Annotated in this window: 20 protein-coding genes; 5 read left to right on the forward strand and 15 right to left on the reverse strand. The window is 40.7% G+C overall.

What is annotated here, in order from left to right:
• Positions 1-136: 136 nt before the first annotated feature.
• Complete coding sequence (locus OCU87_RS20785) at positions 137-334, forward strand: hypothetical protein (protein WP_261859291.1); 198 nt, start codon at positions 137-139, stop codon at positions 332-334.
• A gap of 77 nt (positions 335-411) precedes the next feature.
• Here the strand turns inward: OCU87_RS20785 and OCU87_RS20790 are convergent, their stop codons facing one another.
• The 8 genes from OCU87_RS20790 to OCU87_RS20825 all read right to left on the reverse strand — a co-directional run bounded on the left by OCU87_RS20790 (position 412) and on the right by OCU87_RS20825 (position 8,111).
• Positions 412-618: a hypothetical protein gene (locus OCU87_RS20790; protein WP_261859292.1), complete on the reverse strand. Its 207-nt coding sequence runs from the start codon at positions 616-618 to the stop codon at positions 412-414.
• 259 nt (positions 619-877) lie between these two features.
• On the reverse strand, positions 878-1,417 hold the full coding sequence (locus tag OCU87_RS20795; RefSeq protein WP_261859293.1) for a hypothetical protein: 540 nt from the start codon (positions 1,415-1,417) through the stop codon (positions 878-880).
• Positions 1,418-2,256: 839 nt separating this feature from the next.
• Positions 2,257-3,372, reverse strand: coding sequence for an FRG domain-containing protein (locus OCU87_RS20800; protein ID WP_261859294.1), 1,116 nt, complete (start codon positions 3,370-3,372; stop codon positions 2,257-2,259).
• A 133-nt stretch (positions 3,373-3,505) separates the two neighbouring features.
• The gene (locus tag OCU87_RS20805) at positions 3,506-4,288 is read right to left on the reverse strand and encodes an NYN domain-containing protein (protein ID WP_261859295.1); all 783 of its coding nucleotides are present in this window, start codon (positions 4,286-4,288) and stop codon (positions 3,506-3,508) included.
• A gap of 827 nt (positions 4,289-5,115) precedes the next feature.
• A complete protein-coding gene (locus OCU87_RS20810; protein WP_261859296.1) occupies positions 5,116-6,027 on the reverse strand; it encodes a hypothetical protein in 912 nt (303 codons plus the stop codon).
• 387 nt (positions 6,028-6,414) lie between these two features.
• Positions 6,415-6,840: a hypothetical protein gene (locus OCU87_RS20815; protein ID WP_261859297.1), complete on the reverse strand. Its 426-nt coding sequence runs from the start codon at positions 6,838-6,840 to the stop codon at positions 6,415-6,417.
• 385 nt (positions 6,841-7,225) lie between these two features.
• Positions 7,226-7,432: a hypothetical protein gene (locus tag OCU87_RS20820; RefSeq protein ID WP_261859298.1), complete on the reverse strand. Its 207-nt coding sequence runs from the start codon at positions 7,430-7,432 to the stop codon at positions 7,226-7,228.
• Positions 7,433-7,700: 268 nt separating this feature from the next.
• Positions 7,701-8,111: a VOC family protein gene (locus OCU87_RS20825; RefSeq protein WP_261859299.1), complete on the reverse strand. Its 411-nt coding sequence runs from the start codon at positions 8,109-8,111 to the stop codon at positions 7,701-7,703.
• A 155-nt stretch (positions 8,112-8,266) separates the two neighbouring features.
• On the opposite strand from OCU87_RS20825, the gene OCU87_RS20830 reads away from it, so the two are divergent.
• Complete coding sequence (locus tag OCU87_RS20830) at positions 8,267-8,422, forward strand: hypothetical protein (RefSeq protein ID WP_261859286.1); 156 nt, start codon at positions 8,267-8,269, stop codon at positions 8,420-8,422.
• A 27-nt stretch (positions 8,423-8,449) separates the two neighbouring features.
• Here OCU87_RS20830 and OCU87_RS20835 read toward each other — a convergent pair whose 3' ends face one another.
• The gene (locus OCU87_RS20835; RefSeq protein WP_261859287.1) at positions 8,450-8,749 is read right to left on the reverse strand and encodes a hypothetical protein; all 300 of its coding nucleotides are present in this window, start codon (positions 8,747-8,749) and stop codon (positions 8,450-8,452) included.
• Positions 8,750-8,972: 223 nt separating this feature from the next.
• On the opposite strand from OCU87_RS20835, the gene OCU87_RS20840 reads away from it, so the two are divergent.
• Complete coding sequence (locus OCU87_RS20840; protein ID WP_261859300.1) at positions 8,973-9,170, forward strand: hypothetical protein; 198 nt, start codon at positions 8,973-8,975, stop codon at positions 9,168-9,170.
• A gap of 77 nt (positions 9,171-9,247) precedes the next feature.
• Here OCU87_RS20840 and OCU87_RS20845 read toward each other — a convergent pair whose 3' ends face one another.
• Positions 9,248-9,454 carry a hypothetical protein gene (locus tag OCU87_RS20845; protein ID WP_261859301.1) on the reverse strand — a complete coding sequence of 69 codons (207 nt, stop codon included), beginning with the start codon at positions 9,452-9,454 and terminating at the stop codon, positions 9,248-9,250.
• A gap of 261 nt (positions 9,455-9,715) precedes the next feature.
• Between OCU87_RS20845 and OCU87_RS20850 the strand changes: the two genes are divergently transcribed.
• On the forward strand, positions 9,716-11,245 hold the full coding sequence (locus tag OCU87_RS20850; protein WP_261858196.1) for a transposase: 1,530 nt from the start codon (positions 9,716-9,718) through the stop codon (positions 11,243-11,245).
• A gap of 297 nt (positions 11,246-11,542) precedes the next feature.
• Here OCU87_RS20850 and OCU87_RS20860 read toward each other — a convergent pair whose 3' ends face one another.
• The 3 genes from OCU87_RS20860 to OCU87_RS20870 form a co-directional block, all read right to left on the reverse strand.
• Positions 11,543-12,022 carry a hypothetical protein gene (locus tag OCU87_RS20860; protein ID WP_261859302.1) on the reverse strand — a complete coding sequence of 160 codons (480 nt, stop codon included), beginning with the start codon at positions 12,020-12,022 and terminating at the stop codon, positions 11,543-11,545.
• Complete coding sequence (locus OCU87_RS20865; RefSeq protein WP_261859303.1) at positions 12,022-12,288, reverse strand: hypothetical protein; 267 nt, start codon at positions 12,286-12,288, stop codon at positions 12,022-12,024. Before OCU87_RS20865 ends, OCU87_RS20860 begins: the two co-directional genes overlap by 1 nt.
• A 134-nt stretch (positions 12,289-12,422) precedes the next feature.
• The gene (locus OCU87_RS20870; RefSeq protein WP_261859304.1) at positions 12,423-13,067 is read right to left on the reverse strand and encodes a hypothetical protein; all 645 of its coding nucleotides are present in this window, start codon (positions 13,065-13,067) and stop codon (positions 12,423-12,425) included.
• 944 nt (positions 13,068-14,011) lie between these two features.
• Here OCU87_RS20870 and OCU87_RS20875 point away from each other — a divergent pair.
• A complete protein-coding gene (locus OCU87_RS20875; protein ID WP_261859305.1) occupies positions 14,012-14,992 on the forward strand; it encodes an integron integrase in 981 nt (326 codons plus the stop codon).
• Between the two features lie 530 nt (positions 14,993-15,522).
• Here the strand turns inward: OCU87_RS20875 and OCU87_RS20880 are convergent.
• Entirely contained in the window at positions 15,523-16,827 is a 1,305-nt protein-coding gene (locus tag OCU87_RS20880) for a Y-family DNA polymerase (RefSeq protein WP_261859306.1), read from the reverse strand.
• Entirely contained in the window at positions 16,827-17,213 is a 387-nt protein-coding gene (locus OCU87_RS20885; RefSeq protein WP_062687779.1) for a LexA family protein, read from the reverse strand. The genes OCU87_RS20880 and OCU87_RS20885 overlap by 1 nt, the downstream gene beginning before the upstream one ends.
• Between the last annotated feature and the right edge of the window lie 112 nt (positions 17,214-17,325).

Here is a 17,325-nt window from a genome sequence, read left to right on the forward strand (position 1 = left end):
AATCACATAGAAACTGTATATGCAAACAGTACCAAACATAAGGCTTATAACGCCTTGGCATAAGGTGCGCCAACGCTGAACTTACTAAACCAAATACACTTCATACCAAAACCGCCGAGTGTCAGGCGTCACATTAATGCCTTTGTTACCCGGCCGTTCGACTTGGTTAAAGCAGCTTGTCTGCCATGATGAAATGCAATTGAAAACTGCGCTGATTCAGCGCGACAAACACCCAACCCAAGGCAGACAAATTCAAAACTATAACCTCGGAAATTACTGCGCGCTTACCCACAAAATAGCGGCGACGATCAAGTTAGCACTATGGTTTACCTAGAAAAGATGAACCAGAAACGCTCGCCAATATTGATTAAAAGACAGCCCAAGCTAAAGCCGCGAACATCGCCCACAAAATTACTGTTTACGGTAATCACCAAAATGTAACCACTTCCCTGCCAGCGCACCGACAACAATATTGAAAGCGGCTATCCTCGATGACGGCGCGGCAATAGCTAAGAAATTTAAGAACTGGTAAGTACACGGAGTATCAACCGCCACGGCCGAACCATGGTTAAAACCCAATAAAGAAGTTGGCGCGGTTACCAGCGAACATTCACGCAAGTCGTTGACACATTTAAAAATAAGAAGCCGCTATGAACAACGAACGATTCTTACTGCATACGGATTTCACTGGAATTGACCAACGCACAGCGACTGCGGAGTTAAGTACACAAAAAGAATTCAACCTAGTCGGGTAACGCCTGCATAACACGTTTGCTACTATGCAGATTAAGCTCAAATTTACCACTTAACACAGTAAACACAAAGAAACCTAGAATGCCGAATGTAGCAAATCGTGTTGATGCGATTGTTATGTAATTTACGCAGTAGGTTCAATAGTACAATGCTGAAAAGCCTCAGCAGAATCAGAGATTTGATACCATAGCTCAATACTTGCAAGATTGTTTACTTCTTTACTAATTTCGCTGATCCACTTAGTCATACCTTCTGGTTCAAAACCATAGCCGTATATCAAATATATTGCTCTTTCATAACCAACAATATTTTTAAAATCCGATAGGGATTGAAGGTCTTTTTTAACACCACCCCTCTGGGCTTTTTGAGTTTTCACTTCAATAATTGCATGATTCCCTCTCATGTTACCAGGCTGATGAACTAAGAAATCTGGTTTAATATGATCGGCTTTCAACCTTTCAAGTTTAGGATGTGCGGATTTATCAACTTCTCCATTCAGATAATACGAAGTGTTTGTTGGCCATAACTTTCTCATCTGATGGTAGAGTTCATAACAATATACACGTTCTCGATATACTGGATCTCCTCCATCTAGCTCTAAATGAAAATATGAGCTCTCAATCTGATTAGTTGCTTGTTTTAATATTGTTGTTAATTCTTTCATTCCTGCTTCCTATTACATAACGCCTTGGCATAAGGTGCGCCAACGCTGAACTTACTAAACCAAATATACTTCAAACCAAAACCGCCGAGTGTTAAGCGTCACATTAATGCCTTTGTTACCCGGCCGTTCGATTTGGCTAAAGCAGCTTGCCTGCCATGATGAAATGCAATTAAAAACTCCGCTGATTCAGCGCGACAAACACCCCACTCAAGGCTGACAAATTCAAAACTATAACCACGAAAATTACTGCGCATTTACCTACAAAATAGCGGCTACGATGAAGTTAGCACTATGGTTTACCTAGAAAGATGAACCAGAAACGCTCGCCAATATTGATAAAAAGGCAGCCCAAACCAAAGCCGCGAACAACACCCACAATTTGACTGCTTGCGGCAACCACAAAAATGTAACCACTTCCCTACCAACGAACCGACCACAATATTGAAAGCGGCTATCCTCGATAATGATGCGGCTATAGCTGAGAAATTTAAGAACAAGTGAGTACGCGGAGTATCAACCGCCACGGCCGAACCATTGTTAAAACCAAATAGATAAGTTGGCGCGGTTATCAGCGAACGTTCACGCAAATCGTTGAGACGTTTAAAAACAAGAAGCCGCTACAAACGACGAACGATTCTAGCTGCATACGGATTTGTCTGGAATTGACCAACTAGCAGCGACAGCGGAGTAAAGTAAGCAAAAAGAACTGAACCAAGTCGGGTAACGCCAGCCATAAGGTGCGCCACGATGAACTCACCAAGCCAGCTAAACCTCAAACCAAAACTGCCGAGTGTAAAGCGTCACCCTTGATGGCCTTGTTACATTTGTTCGGTCAGCTTTCAATCGAACATTTTATCCTTTAACTCCTCACAAGTACCGTCTAAACCTGGAAATATAGAGCCCGCAGTTAATCCCATTAGCCTTAGTTCACGAGTGACGAGTTTTCTTTCGGTCCACGGAATATCAATTGCGCGTAAAAATGTTTTACCTGAGTTGTTTTCTTGAAGCTGAATATAGCTTTCTATATCTGCAACATTAGTTACAGTTGTAGATGCTTGCTGTGGAACCATTCTATTGTTTTCAATAGCTAACAGGTCGATTACTGAAAGGTGCAGTTGACCCGTCAGCATATTTTGATTTTGTATAAATGAAGAACGCCATGCATTTGCATCAAATATGTAAATTCGAGCATTGTTATTGCCATTTACCGCAACTTGATGTTCTGAGATCCCCCTAAATGCGAAGAAAGCAGCTACATAAGGTGAGTAAGTCCAATCTAACAATGGCGTAGGATACCCGTGATGTTGCGCCAAATTTAGGAAAGCTCCATTCTCTTGCGCACTACCTAAATCAAATACATGGTAAGTTTGGGCACTTAGTGCTCTATGTAACTGAGGGATATCATTTTGTTGATACCTTGTCAGATCATAGCGCTCCCTCCGGTGGAAACCCGTTTGAAGTTTCCAAGGCTCATTCTGACCACGAAATAGAAACTCTTGGTCTGTATCTAAAATAAATTTCTTAAATTCTTCCCATGTCATTGGAGTTGACTCAAGAGAAGATGGCTGTTGAGTCATTGAGCATAAGAGTTCACCTAAAACTTCAGTATTGATATCAGTTTTAGCTGAAACTTTTAATAGCTGCTCACAGTGTTCAAATCTAACTTCTATCGTTCTAGGAAATGTCGAGTTGGGATAAAAGCTCTTTACTTGATCCCATGAGGTTTCAGTGAAACTTCCAGGTTGCAAAGGGTTAATCCAACTGCTTTTAAATGAAACAATATCATCAACAATATCTTTTTTATTGAATTCAAAGTGTACAACCACAGAAGGCATCATTGGGTCACTTTCTATAAAGTAAACAACCCCTGAAAAGGTATTCTTCTTTTCATCAACATTCAATGTTACGGAACCAGTATTAGTTCCTTGAAATTTCCCTAACCACTGACCTATCATGTTTATCCTTAAAATGTAACGCTCGCCATAATACGCCACAACGTATTACGATGATGTTGATACAACCACCGAAAACACAAAAGCTAATTCACACCTAAAATGCCGAGCGTTGGTGGTCGTATTGATGGCTTTGTTAGGCATTTTTTCGTGCATCCTTTATGAAGATATGCACTGCCCCTGAGTCAGTTTCCTTGCGATGAATTTCAAACAACTCAGTTGCCTCAACTAACTGACTTAACGTTGTAAAGCCGTAGTTTTTTGAACTGAAATCAGGATATTGGCGTTTTATCAAACTGCCACAGTGTCCTAAGAAAGACCAGCCATTTTCATCTTGGTATTCACTAGCAGCACCTCGAAGAATATTCAAAAGCTTAGTATCTTGACGTAATTTTCTACGAATAGTCTTTGCTTCTTGCGTTGGTTTTTCCGTTAAATTATTAGTAGTCGATTGTTCTTCTTTCGGCGCGTACCTTTCTCTAAGCACTTCGGTATACATGAAGTCATCACACGCGTTACGAAATGCAACAGGTGTCATTTTCTTGCCAACACCAAAAACATAGATTTCTGACTCTTTTAGTCTTGAGGCTAGTTTTGTAAAGTCACTGTCACTGCTAACTAAGGCAAATGCATCGTATTTATTTGAATATAGAAGATCCATTGCATCAATGATCATTGCTGCATCAGAAGAGTTTTTACCTTGAGTATAAGAAAATTGTTGAACAGGATTTATAGCCAATTCATTCAAAGGTTGCTTCCAGTTTTTTAAACAATCTGAACTCCAGTCCCCATAAGCCTTTTTGACTAATATATGCCCATGTTTTGATAACTCTTTCAATACAGCATCTAATACAGAATATTGAGCGTTTTCCGCATCTATTAAGACTGCAATTTTCTTCTCTGAATTTATATCTATCAATTTCATTTCCTTTGAATTTTTTTCGTTACTCTAACCCTGATGCCTAACGCCTTGGCATAAGGTGCGCCAACGCTGAACTTACTAAACCAAATACACTTCAGACCAAAACCGCCGAGTGTCAGGCGTCACATTAATGCCTTTGTTACCCGGCCGTTCGACTTGGCTAAAGCAGCTTGCCTGCCATGATGAAATGCAATTAAAAACGGCGCTTATTAAGCGCGACAAACACTCAACTCAAGGCTGACAAATTCAAAAATATAACCACGGTAATTACTGCGCGTTTACCTACAAAATAGCGGCTACGATGAAGTTAGCACTATGGTTTACCTAGAAAAGATGAACCAGAAACGCTCGCCAATATTGATTAAAAGGCAGCCCAAACTAAAGCTGCGAACATCGCCCACAAGTAGACTGTTTTCGGCAACCACCAAAATGTAACCACTTCACTGCCAACGCACCGACCACAATATTGAAAGCGGCTATCCTCGATGATGGCGCGGCAATAGCTGAGAAATTTAAGAACTGGGAGTACGCAGAGCATAAACCGCCACGGCCGAACCATGGTTAAAACCAAATACAGAAGTTGGCGCGGTTACCAGCGGACATTCACGCAAGTCGTTGAGACGTTCAAAAATAAAAAGCCGCTATGACCGACGAACGATTCTAACTGCATACGGATTTATCTGGAATTGACCAACTCACAACAACAGCGGAGTTAGGTAAGCAAAAAGAACTGGACCAAGTCGGGTAACGCCGAACATAAGGTGCGCCACGACTAACTCACCAAGCGCACCGAACTCCGAACCAAAACCGCCGAGTGTAATGCGTCACCTTGATGTTTTTGTTAAATGGCTTGAACTATTCGTCAACTTCGCTACTTTAGATGAATTCAATGATTGAAGCTCAATCAAAACAAATATACACATCCCTCCAAAAATCATTAAGAATAATAAAAAACCCAACTTAATATATGTAGACTTTTCAAGCCCTAGAGTTTTTGGCGAAAGCATCGTTAATTTTTCCCCTTTTAATCTGGGGTACTCATCATAAATTGAACTAACATAATTATCTCTATAAATAGAATCAGGAATTAATTCAAAGTATTTAACCTCAGAAAAATCGTAACTATTTACATACTGTCTTGACGTAACTCTTAGGGTATGAACAGCAGAATCCAGCTCCCTCTCGCTTGAGCTTCCTTTAATATCCTTGCTAAAAGGAAATACACTCCAGACCGTCATACTTACATTTAAAGGAACTGAGACATGATTAGAAATTGAAATTATAGAACCTCCTCTAGAAGATCGACTATTAAGACTTATTTTATCGATAGTCTTGTCGCTCATGACATTGTAGTTATTTAAAGTTATATTTCCTTGGTATGAACTTGCATTCAACTTATAAGGGTCATTGTATGATTTAACTTCATTTGAACAACAACGAGGTAGGTCTTGTACCATTGTAATTAACATAGAAAAATAAAAAACCATGACAATAAGAACCAATGGCCGACTAATACTCCCTTTGTATGTAAGTATTCCTAACGGTTTTATCATCACGACACAAAGAACTGCTGATAGTAGAAAAGGAAGCCAAGATAAGTAAAGGTGACGATTACCTAAAGCACTCAATTGCTCACCAATCAACCACTTCATGAGTACTAGACCACTAAGGGTAAAAAAAACCAACTTAACAAATGGTATATAGATAGCTTTAGTTTTCACCGAAAAATTATCCATTTGTACTCCTTTAACTATTGTTGTGACACCAAAGCCAAATGCCATTTAACGCGAACATAAGTTGCGCCACGACTAACCAGCCAAGCGCACCAGACTCCCTACCAAAACTGCCGAGTGTAACGCGTCAACTTGATGTTTTTGTTATGCCAAACTTTTCATTAACTGACCCATTGCGGCAGCCCTACAAGCAAAGCAACTTTCAGCGCGTGCATTATATGACACTTAACACCTCAAGGCATGACTTGGAGACTTTATGCTTTGGATTTTTAGATAAATGCTGTGCGCTGAGTTTGATTGAACCGAGGCTTTTTGAATACACCAAAACCAACCACTTGGTGCCACAGCAGATGACTCAAATTGTATTAACTATACTTTGGAAAAAGTGAGTTAGTTATAGAAGTAATTTTTTACCTTTTCACTTAGCAGAAAATAACCTACTAGCGAGACAGATATAATGCACCAAATTACCAAGCCGGTACCGCTATCAAAAGCAATTGGTAGAAAAAATAACAACCATACAAATGGAAGACCTAAACGCCCTAATTTTCTTTTTTGAGCTACAACCAAGCAGATATAGTTAATCCCCAAGCACACTAAAAGGAAACCTACAGCCAATCCAGAAGTCCAAAACTGTAAATAGTTCAGCTCTTGGCCATTGAGGCTATACTCTGCATTTGGCCAAGGTAAAAAACCAAGTAACAATATGGGAAGCATTGTAAGTAACAGCAAAATGTACAGAAACAGCATTGGCTTTGGCATGAATCGCATGCATGTGAACATAAGTAAACAGTTTTTCAAAACAGCTTTAAACATACAATTTTCCTTTCATTGGCATAACGCCTTGGCATAAGGTGCGCCAACGCTGAACTTACTAAACCAAATACACTTCAGACCAAAACCGCCGAGTGTCAGGCGTCACATTAATGCCATTGTTACCCGGCCGTTCGACTCGGCTAAAGCAGCTTGCCTGCCATGATGAAATGCAATTAAAAACTACTCAGATTAAGCGCGACAAACACCCAACTCAAGGCTGACAAATTCAAAACTATAACCACTAAAATTAATGCGCGTTTACCCACAAAATAGCGGCTACGATGAAGTTAGCACTATGGTTTACCTAGAAAAGATGAACTAGAAACGTTCGCCAATATTGATTAAAAGGCAGCCCAAACTAAAGCCGCGAACAACACCCACAATTTTACTGCTTACGGCAACCACCAAAATGTAACCACTTCCCTACTAACGAACCGACCACAATATTGAAAGCGGCTATCCTCGATAATGGTGAGGCAATAGCTGAGAAATTTAAGAACGAGTAAGTACGCAGAGCAGCAACCGCCACGGCCGAACCATGGTGAAAACCAAATGCAGAAGTTGGCGCGGTTACCAGCGAATATTGACGCAAGTCGTTGAGACGTTTAAAGAATAAGAAGCCGCTACAAACGACGAACAATTCTTACTGCATACGAACTTATCTGGAATTGACCAACTCACAGCAACAGCGGAGTTAGGTACACAAAAAGAACTCAACCAAGTCGGGTAACGCCTGCATAACACGTTTGCTACTATGCAGACTTAGCTGAATTTTACTGCCTTAATCACTGAAACTAAAGACAAACTGACAACGCCGAGTGTAGCAAATCGTGTTGATGCATTTGTTATATGCTACAGACTTAGTTAGCTTGATTTAACTGCAATAAGTCCCATTTTGTACCGTATAAGTCTTTAAATACAACAACTGTGCCGTATTCTTCAACACGTGGCTCTTCAGTAAATTCGACACCTTGAGCTTTCATAAACTCATAGTCACGCCAGAAATCATTAGTTTGAAGAAATAAGAAAACACGACCGCCAGCTTGATTGCCAACTGATTTTAATTGGTCATCATTACTTGCTTGAGCCAATAGTAAATTTGTACCCGTGGAATTAGGTGGAGATATTTGAACCCAACGCTTACCACCGCCTAAATCAGTATCTTCGACAAGTTCAAATTGTAGTTTTTTGGTATAAAATTCAATTGCATCATCATATTTTTCAACAACTAAGGCGATATTACCAATTCTTTGTTCGATGGGCTTATTCATTTGTGGCTCACTACAGTTCAAAAGTAGAATTCTACCCTATTTAGCTCATAAACTCATTTTTGCATATAACGCCTTGGCATAAGGTGCGCCAACGCATTACTTACAAAACCAAATACACTTCAAACCAAAACCGCCGAGTGTCAGGCGTCACATTAATGCCATTGTTACCCGGCCGTTCGACTTGGCTAAAGCAGCTTGCCTGCCATGATGAAATGCAGTTAAAAAATGCGCTGAGTAAGCGTGACAAACACCTAATTCAAGGCAGAAAAATTCAAAAATATAACCACGGTAATTACTGCGCGTTTACCTAAAAAATAGCGGCAACGATGAAGTTAGCACTATGGGTTACCTAGAAAAGATGAACCAAAATCTTGCGCGAATATTGATTTAAAGGCAGCCCAAACTAAAGCCGCGAACAACACCAACAAAATTACATTGTCACTACAACCACCAAAATGTAACCACTTCCCTGCCAACGCACCGACCACAATATTGAAAGCGGCATTCCTCGATGATGGTGCGGCAATAGCTGAGAAATTTAAGAACAAGTGAGTACGCGGAGCATCAACCGCCACGACCGAACCATGGTTAAAACCAAATACAGAAGTTGGCGCGGTGACCAGCGAACATTCACGCAAGTCATTGAGACGTTTAAAAACAAGAAGCCGCTACTAGCGAGGAGCTATTCTTACTGCATACGAATACTTCTGGAATTGACCAACGCACAGCAACAGCGGAGTTAAGTACACAAAAAGAGCTCAACCAAGTCGGGTAACGCCTTGGCATAAGGTGCGCCAACGCTGAACTTACTAAACCAAATACACTTCAAACCAAAACCGCCGAGTGTTAAGCGTCACCTTAATGCCTTTGTTACCCGGCCGTTTGACTTGGATTAAGCAGCTTGCCTGCCATGATGAAATGCAGTTAAAAATTGCGCTGATTAAGCGCGACAAACACCTAACTCAAGGCAGACAAATTCAAAACTATAACCACAAAAATTACTGCGTGTTTACCCACAAAATAGCGGCTACGATAAAGTTAGCACTATGGTTTACCTAGTGAAGCCGCACCTTACATTTGCGATGAAATTGATAACAACGCAGCCAAAACCAAAGCCGCGAACATCACCCACAATTCTACTGTTTACGGCAACCACCAAAATGTAACCACTTCCCTAGCAACGCACCGACCACAATATTGAAAGCGGCCATCCTCGATGATGGTGCGGCAATAGCTAAGAAATTTAAGAACATGTGAGTACACGGAGCATCAACCGCCACGGCCGAACCATGGTTAAAACCCAATAAAGAAGTTGGCGCGGTTACCAGCGAACATTCACGCAAGTCGTTGAGACATTTAAAAATAAGAAGCCGCTATGAACGACGAACGATTCTTACTGCATACGGATTTATCTGGAATTGACCAACTCACAACAACAGCGGAGCTAGGTAAGCTAAAAGAACTCAACCAAGTCGGGTAACGAGGCTGTAGAATTTCTTCTCGCCCGTCTCAATTCTGATCCTACCGCCATTTCATCACGACATGAACTTGAACGCACTAACTCCTTGTGATCTAATCTAAATTATTCACAACGAGACACGGTTATGCCCAACTTCAAAACCGATTACTCGAACCAAAACATGTTCGTTCCTGTCATCATCGATGAACAACTCATCCCCGGCACTATCGAGTATGCGATTTCCCACATTGTTGATAATCACCTCGACCTCTCGCCCTTTAATGCGCACTACCACAACGACAAAAATGGGGCTGCGGCTTACCCTCCTTCTATCATGCTTAAGGTTGTCTTTTACGCCTATTCCCTCGGCATGTTATCTAGCCGACGCATAGAAAGAGCCTGCATCAACAATGTCACCTTTATGTGTTTATCTGGGGATGCAAGACCACATTTCACCACTATTGCGTCTTTCATCGCACAGATGAAGGACACCATTGAGCCACTGTTTACTCAAGTTCTAATGATATGTGATGAACAAGGCCTTATCGGGCGTAACATGTTTGCTATTGATGGCTGTAAAATTTCATCCAATGCCAGTAAAGAATGGAGTGGCACACACGACGAGTTACGACGCAAGAAAGAGAAACTTCAACGCGCCAGCCAACGTATTATCGAGCGTCATCAAAGCCAAGATGCACTCCCAAATGACGTTATCGAACAAGACTTACGACAAAAGCAAAAGCTTGATAAGGGCGCCGATAAAATTGGGGCGTTTCTCGCTAATACTCAAGATAAACTTGGCAGCAGCAACAAACCTATAAAAAGCAATATTACCGACAACGACAGCGCCAAAATGACTACGTCTAAAGGTACTATTCAAGGTTATAACGGCATCGCCATCACCGATGACAAACACCAAATCATTCTGCACAGCCAAGTATGGGGAAGCGTTGGTGAGCAGCAAACACTGAAGCCTGCTGTACTCGCATTAAAAGCCCAACTGGATAAGCTACCGAATATGGCACAGTACACCACCAAGTTCACCGCTGATAGTGGCTTTCACAGTAAAACCAACCTCAAGTTCTTAGCAGAAACGCCATACGACTGTTACGTCGCCGATACCGGTTTTCGCAGCCGCAACCCACTGTTTCAAAGCAGTGAAACCTATCAAACTGAGCAAGCGAAAAAACGAAAGAAACGCTCGAAAACAGGCAAAACCTGTTACCCCATTTCCATGTTTGAATTCAACCAAGACGAAATGACTTGTCGCTGCCCTGCCGGAAAAATAATGCGGCTAAGCAGTAAAAATGCTGTCATCCGTGGTGAACGGGGCGCTCAGTTTTGTGGTTATCTCAATGATTGCCGACAATGTGTTCACCAGTCACAGTGCATGAGAAAACCACCTGGCAAGCAAGTCGGCCGACAAGTGTTCTTCATCTACAAAAACACCAAAGGCTTTGACCACATGCAAGCTATGAAAGACAAGATTGATAGCCCAGAAGGAAGGCGGCAATACAGTAAGCGGCTTGGGTGCGTTGAACCTGTTTTTGGCAACATCACCGTCAACAAACAGATGAACCGGTTTACGCTGAGAGGAAAAGAGAAAGTAAACGCCCAATGGGCGATGTTCAGCATGCTCCACAACATAGAAAAGCTACGAAATTGCATTATATAGAGGGTAAAACCTCTCAAATCAACGAAAAACGCCGCTAAACTCTCATCTTGCCGCTATATCTTTCCTTACCATGATAAAGGCCACTATCATCGCGCAGCATTTAGGGCATTGTCTGTAGAATAAATGGCGATCAAACATGGAAAATCGGCTAAAAAGCGAGAAATTCTACAGCCTCAACGCCCTGTTAAGGTGTGAGCAACGCAATACCGAAGCCACCGCATAACACCTTAAACACAAAACGCAACGCATAGCAAAAATGCCACGCGTTGCGAATCACTCTTAAACAGATTGTTATATTTATTTGTCAGCCCAAGACTCGTATACCTTTTTGATATTTCTATAGGTAGTTGCCATTGTAAAGTCGTCAGGAAAATCTTTTACAGCAGCTTTAATAATGTCTCGATACTCTAATCTCATATCCTCAGCATCAAGCAGCTCTTTGTTGACACAAAAGCACAGTCTATCTAATGCATTTAAATACATTTGCTTTGCTTCATTGAGCCTCAATTTTAATGCTGTGAACTCCTCCTCTCCGGCATTTTCAGCTTCAGATACAGCTATGGCTGCCTCACTAAGTACAAGTCTTCTATCAGCGATCTGTTGTTCCAAAGCCAGAAGTGCACTAAGTTGACTTATTGAGTTTGATTTTACTGCTTGAGTAACTTGAGCTGTTAGTTGCCCAAGTTGAGAAAGAGCTATACCCAGCATAACCAAAGCAATGATGGCGGATACAGTGTAAATAATAACCGTCACTAAGTTATATGTTTCAGCAGCCATTACTTTTTAACCTTCTGGGCAATGACTCTTTTTGCAGCCGCTAAAATGTCTGACAGAGAGTCTGCACCTTGCTTTTCAAGTATAAAATCTTGATCACCACCTAACTTTTTATATAAGTCAGCCCAAAACTGTCTTTGTCCATCTTCACTAATCTTCGATGCATTCAGAACGTTTTGCGCACTACTTACAATAGATTCAGCTTCTTCTCGACTAGAAGCACTAAGTAGCTTTTCTTCTGTTTGATTTAAATATTCATTCAATGTCATTATTTTCTCCTTTAAATATAACGCCTGCATAACACGTTTGCTACCATGCAGATTAAGCCCAAATTTACCACTTAATACGGTAAACTCAAAGAAACCTAGAATGCCGAATGTAGCAAATCGTGTTGATGCATTTGTTATATTAATTCTCTCAACTTGTTGTAATTTGAAATTATATTTTCCAATTCAGCCGTGCAAAGATCTTTATATTTATCACGACACCCTTGCTCACCAACATAATGGATGAAACTTTGATTACGTTCATAATCATAATTATCATAGATACCCAAAATTCTATTAAGCGAATTTGAAATTTCATCTAAATATACTTTTACATCTTTACTTTCAAAGTAAAACATCGAAAAATCCAAGATTGCAGATTTAATTTCATTATATTCTTCAACTTCAATCCTAAAATCATATATAGGCTCATCAATATACCGAAAGAAAACGTCATATTTATTAATAAACCCCCTTAATTGAGACTGATCATTCTCACTAAGATTTTTTATTTTTAATATTAGTGATTTTTTATAATTAACAACTTCTTCCTTCGTATAATTTTTACTCTGGCTCGTTTTTGAATCAAAAGCATCATGATGTTCTAAGCACAACCATGCTAAATTACTTTCATTACTGTTTTCATTATTTTGATCTATATGTGCTATCTGCCCTTTTTTTTCAGAAAAATTACCATCGATCCCAAAACATAAAGCACATCTTCTCTTAGATTCCATTAATATTTGATTCTGAGTTTTTTTTGATATTGAAACTCTACCCATTACAACCTCCATAATATAACGCCTTGGCATAAGGTGCGCCAACGCTGAACTTACAAAACCAAATATACTTCAAACCAAAACCGCCGAGTGTCAGGCGTCACATTAATGCCTTTGTTACCCGGCCGTTCGACCTAGCTAAAGCAGCTTGCCTGCCATGATGAAATGCAATTAAAAACTACGCTGATTCAGCGCGACAAACACCAAACTTAAAGCAGACAAATTCAAAACTATAACCACGAAAATAGCTGCGGGTTTACCCACAAAATAGCGGCTACGATGATGTTAGCACTATGGTTTACCTAGAAAAGATGAACCAGAAACGTGCACGAATATTGGTTAAAAGACAGCCAAAACTAAAGCCGCAAACATCGCCCACAATCTAATTGCTTACGGCAACCACCAAAATGTAACCACTTCCCTACCAACGCACCGACCACAATATTGAAAGCGGCTATCCTCGATGATGACGCGGCAATAGCTAAGAAATTTAAGAACTGCTAAGTACACAGAGTATCAACCGCCACGGCCGAACCATGGTTAAAACCAATACAGAAGTTAGCGCGGTGACCAGTGAACATTCACGCAAGTCATTGAGACGTTTAAAAATAAGAAGCCGCTATGAACGACGAACGATTCTAACTGCATACGAATACTTCTGGAATTGATCAACTCGCAGCGACTGCGGAGTTAGGTACACAAAAAGAATTGAACCAAGTCGGGTAACATTTTCTTCTACGTAACCGAGTCGTAAAACCTACCAGTGCGGGTAGATATACGTATCGATGCCGTGTATCTTTTTTTCTCTAATTTGAAACTGACCTAGCACTCATTTTCAGTGTTATTTGCTCTAACCACGACTATGGCAATCAAATTTACTGGTTACTTGTACATACTGTATATCTAATCTAGATTAACTGTATATATAAACAGTTAACTTTTTGAGTATGGATATACCAACCCCGTTAAAGCAACACTCAGACAATTTTACTCAACGTTATTGTCGCTATATGCGAGCGCGAGGGCTTGCTTATAGTAGTGAGAAAACCTATTTGTATTGGGCTGTGCGTTTTATCAAGTATGGAAAATATAAAAACCAGCATGACATTCGTTCAGAGGATATTTCAGCTTATCTTGAATTTTTAGTGATTAAACGAAATATCTCACCAAACACGCAAAAAACAGCACTGAACGCACTAGTGTTTTTATGTCGTGAGTTTTTGAAACTTCAAGTTAATGACCTAGAATTTTGTAAATCAAAGAAAGCAATTAAGTTACCTGTTGTTTTCTCTCATAGTGAAGCAACAGCTGTTATAAATGCACTGGATTATCCTTTCAAGCTTATCGCTCAACTTATGTATGGCAGCGGTCTTCGTCTTAATGAAGCACTAAGATTGAGGCTAAATGACATCGACTTCAATGCAGGTACAGTCACGGTACGAAGTGGCAAAGGAAATAAAGACAGACAAACATTACTTGCAAAATCACTCTATGCCGACATTAGTAAGCAAATTACTCAAGTGAGTATTACTCATGATAGAGACCTAAGTAATAATCTTGGTGAGGTTTATATGCCTTTTGCTTTAGCAAGAAAATACCCTAACCATGCTAAATCATTGCACTGGCAATATCTATTCTCGGCGTCAAAAATCAGCAAAGATCCTCGAACGGGTAGACATTTACGCCACCACATCATGGATCGCACAATGCAACGCAGAGTGAAGCTGGCTATCTCGGCATCAAATATTGCGAAGAAAGCAGGCTGCCACACTTTTAGGCACAGTTTTGCTACACGGCTATTAGAAAGCGGTACCGATATTCGAAACATCCAAGAGCTGCTTGGCCATTCAGACATCAAAACAACACAAATTTACACGCATGTAGCAGGCATTCATCATACCGGTGTAATAAGCCCGATTGATAAATAATAGTTTTCACCCACGCTACCGCACACTTAGTTTTACTTAAGTGTCTAGTTAACGAGTCAAATGTACAAAAGCGCATGCTACATCAAATTACAATATAAAATAAGAACACACGTCAAACATTATGCTTATTTTTCTTATACCCCAAAGCTCAATGGTCATTAATGATGAGATTACGGATGACTTCTAGCCTTAGAAGACCAAGGAGGAGAAACCAGGATTTAAGCGGTTGCGAGTTGGATACATAATCATTACAGATTAACTAACAGTTAGTTAACCTATAAATTTTGATAAGCATATTAAGAAAATGGATTTATTCTTATAGAGGGGAATGGGTCGGTGGCTAGTTATAACCGTCGGAAATAATAACAGGCGATCTTGGCTATTAACACGCCAAGCATTAGTAGAACAGTGCTTAGGCACTCAAATTAAAGTCAAAGGGTTTATGTAGAACAACCCCAGTGATATCTAAAATACTATACATCCAATACTATACATCTAATACTTTGTGTATCGAACTTGGTGCTTAGCATCTAGCACTTAACGTGTTGAAGTTCATCAAGCCGAGTTGTCCAGCGATTAGACCGAAATGCTTGCCTCATGTGCCAATTGGTCGAGCTCATTACAGAAGCAGGCTTCAAGCCGTTTTTATAGCGAGTATTTATCGTATCGCTGATCGACATTAAGTCTCTGCGTTTTGACTCGACCAATGCACTTGTATCAAACATATCAAGTTGGAATGCATCATTCCCCGCATCGGATAACTCATCTAAAATCACCCCTACTTTTTGATACTCATAACCAGAGCGGTAGATTTGCGCCAGTTGATGCAAAGCACAATCTAAAAATTTATACGTATCTTGGCTCGGGCACGCTAACGGTATAGCACTGCTTCGATTATGCTGAGGCGTATTCTTATGACGGTTCGTTCGTAGAAACACACCAACAACATTTGCTTGGCTCCCCTGCCGACGAAGCTTTTCACCAGCACGCTGACAATGAAATGCAAGAGCAGCTTTTAGATCATCAAAATTAGATATCCCCACTCCAAAACTACGACTTGATAATATCTGCTTTTTAACATCATCAATATCACCAGGATCTATGCAAGCAATGCCTTGTAGCTCTAAGACTGTACGGGCTAAACCCACATTCCAAAGCCGTTTAATATCCGACGGATCGCTATCGGCTAATTGCAATGCACTAGAAATGCCTGTGGTTTGTAATCGTGTTGCAGTTTTCGCGCCTACCCCCCATAGCGATTGAACATCTGTCCGTTCCAATAGCCAGCGGCGTTTGTGGTCGGAATCAATCTGGATCACGCCTTTTACTTTTTGCTCGTACAGTTTAGCGGCTTGATTGCCAAGCTTAGCCAAGGTCGGTGTCGCCCCTATCCCAACACGCACAGGTAAGCCAATATTACGTTCAATCGTCGCTTTCATTTCACGGCCATATTCGGTTAGCTCATTTAGTTTGAAGCCATCAAGGCGAATGAACGCTTCATCTATGCTGTATTGCTCTACATGGGGTGAAAACTGGCTTAATTCTTCAATGAATCTACGGCTCATATCAGCGTACAAGGTGTAATTAGAGCTACGAACATGGACACCAAGCCGTTTGGCTTCATGCGCAATCTTAAACCATGGTGCTCCCCGCTTAATGCCAAGCGCTTTGGCTTCTGGTGTCATCGCTACGCAGCAGCCATCATTGTTGCTTAATACTACAACCGGCTTATTGGCAAGTTTCGGATCGAATAGCTGCTCACAAGAACAATAGAAAGATTTTGCATCCACCAGCGCCCAAACTTGGTTTCGATAACCATTAAGTGCAATGGCCATTATGCGCTCAGTAAATCGTGAATATTGCGTGTCACAACGCCAAAGATCTCTGAATCTTCTGGTAACGGGAAAGGTGCCATCATGCTACTTTCCGCTTTTAACCACCACGCTCCGTCATGACGAATTAAACGCTTACAAGTAAACTCATCGTAAATTCGAGCAATAACAATCCGCCCCGGCGCTATAGGTTCAGCTCTATCAACCACCAATAAATCGCCATCGTAGATCCCAATATCAGTCATCGAATCTCCCGCAGCACGTAGCATAAACGTCGCATTAGGGTTACGGATCAGAAAATCATCAAGATCTAAACTTTCCTCATGGCCATCAGCTGGAGACGGAAAACCACAACGAACTGATTCTGTAAAAAAAGGAAGTAGAGCCATACTTTTCATCACCGTAAACGAATAACTGTATATTTATACAGTTTAATCACTATCACGTAAAAACGTTACTCTTTATATGGGGTTGATGGTGTAAATGTATAGTAAATCGCCA

The sequence above is a fragment of the Photobacterium sanguinicancri genome (genome assembly GCF_024346675.1).
GTDB lineage: Bacteria > Pseudomonadota > Gammaproteobacteria > Enterobacterales > Vibrionaceae > Photobacterium > Photobacterium sanguinicancri.

Excerpts from the sequence above, each read along its gene's own strand:
- OCU87_RS20785 (WP_261859291.1), top strand. The coding sequence starts at position 137 with ATGCCTTTGTTACCCGGCCGTTCGACTTGGTTAAAGCAGCTTGTCTGC.
- OCU87_RS20795 (WP_261859293.1), bottom strand. The coding sequence starts at position 1,417 with ATGAAAGAATTAACAACAATATTAAAACAAGCAACTAATCAGATTGAG.
- OCU87_RS20800 (WP_261859294.1), bottom strand. The coding sequence starts at position 3,372 with ATGATAGGTCAGTGGTTAGGGAAATTTCAAGGAACTAATACTGGTTCC.
- OCU87_RS20810 (WP_261859296.1), bottom strand. The coding sequence starts at position 6,027 with ATGGATAATTTTTCGGTGAAAACTAAAGCTATCTATATACCATTTGTT.
- OCU87_RS20815 (WP_261859297.1), bottom strand. The coding sequence starts at position 6,840 with ATGTTTAAAGCTGTTTTGAAAAACTGTTTACTTATGTTCACATGCATG.
- OCU87_RS20825 (WP_261859299.1), bottom strand. The coding sequence starts at position 8,111 with ATGAATAAGCCCATCGAACAAAGAATTGGTAATATCGCCTTAGTTGTT.
- OCU87_RS20830 (WP_261859286.1), top strand. The coding sequence starts at position 8,267 with ATGCCATTGTTACCCGGCCGTTCGACTTGGCTAAAGCAGCTTGCCTGC.
- OCU87_RS20840 (WP_261859300.1), top strand. The coding sequence starts at position 8,973 with ATGCCTTTGTTACCCGGCCGTTTGACTTGGATTAAGCAGCTTGCCTGC.
- OCU87_RS20850 (WP_261858196.1), top strand. The coding sequence starts at position 9,716 with ATGCCCAACTTCAAAACCGATTACTCGAACCAAAACATGTTCGTTCCT.
- OCU87_RS20860 (WP_261859302.1), bottom strand. The coding sequence starts at position 12,022 with ATGGCTGCTGAAACATATAACTTAGTGACGGTTATTATTTACACTGTA.
- OCU87_RS20865 (WP_261859303.1), bottom strand. The coding sequence starts at position 12,288 with ATGACATTGAATGAATATTTAAATCAAACAGAAGAAAAGCTACTTAGT.
- OCU87_RS20870 (WP_261859304.1), bottom strand. The coding sequence starts at position 13,067 with ATGGGTAGAGTTTCAATATCAAAAAAAACTCAGAATCAAATATTAATG.
- OCU87_RS20875 (WP_261859305.1), top strand. The coding sequence starts at position 14,012 with ATGGATATACCAACCCCGTTAAAGCAACACTCAGACAATTTTACTCAA.
- OCU87_RS20880 (WP_261859306.1), bottom strand. The coding sequence starts at position 16,827 with ATGGCCATTGCACTTAATGGTTATCGAAACCAAGTTTGGGCGCTGGTG.
- OCU87_RS20885 (WP_062687779.1), bottom strand. The coding sequence starts at position 17,213 with ATGGCTCTACTTCCTTTTTTTACAGAATCAGTTCGTTGTGGTTTTCCG.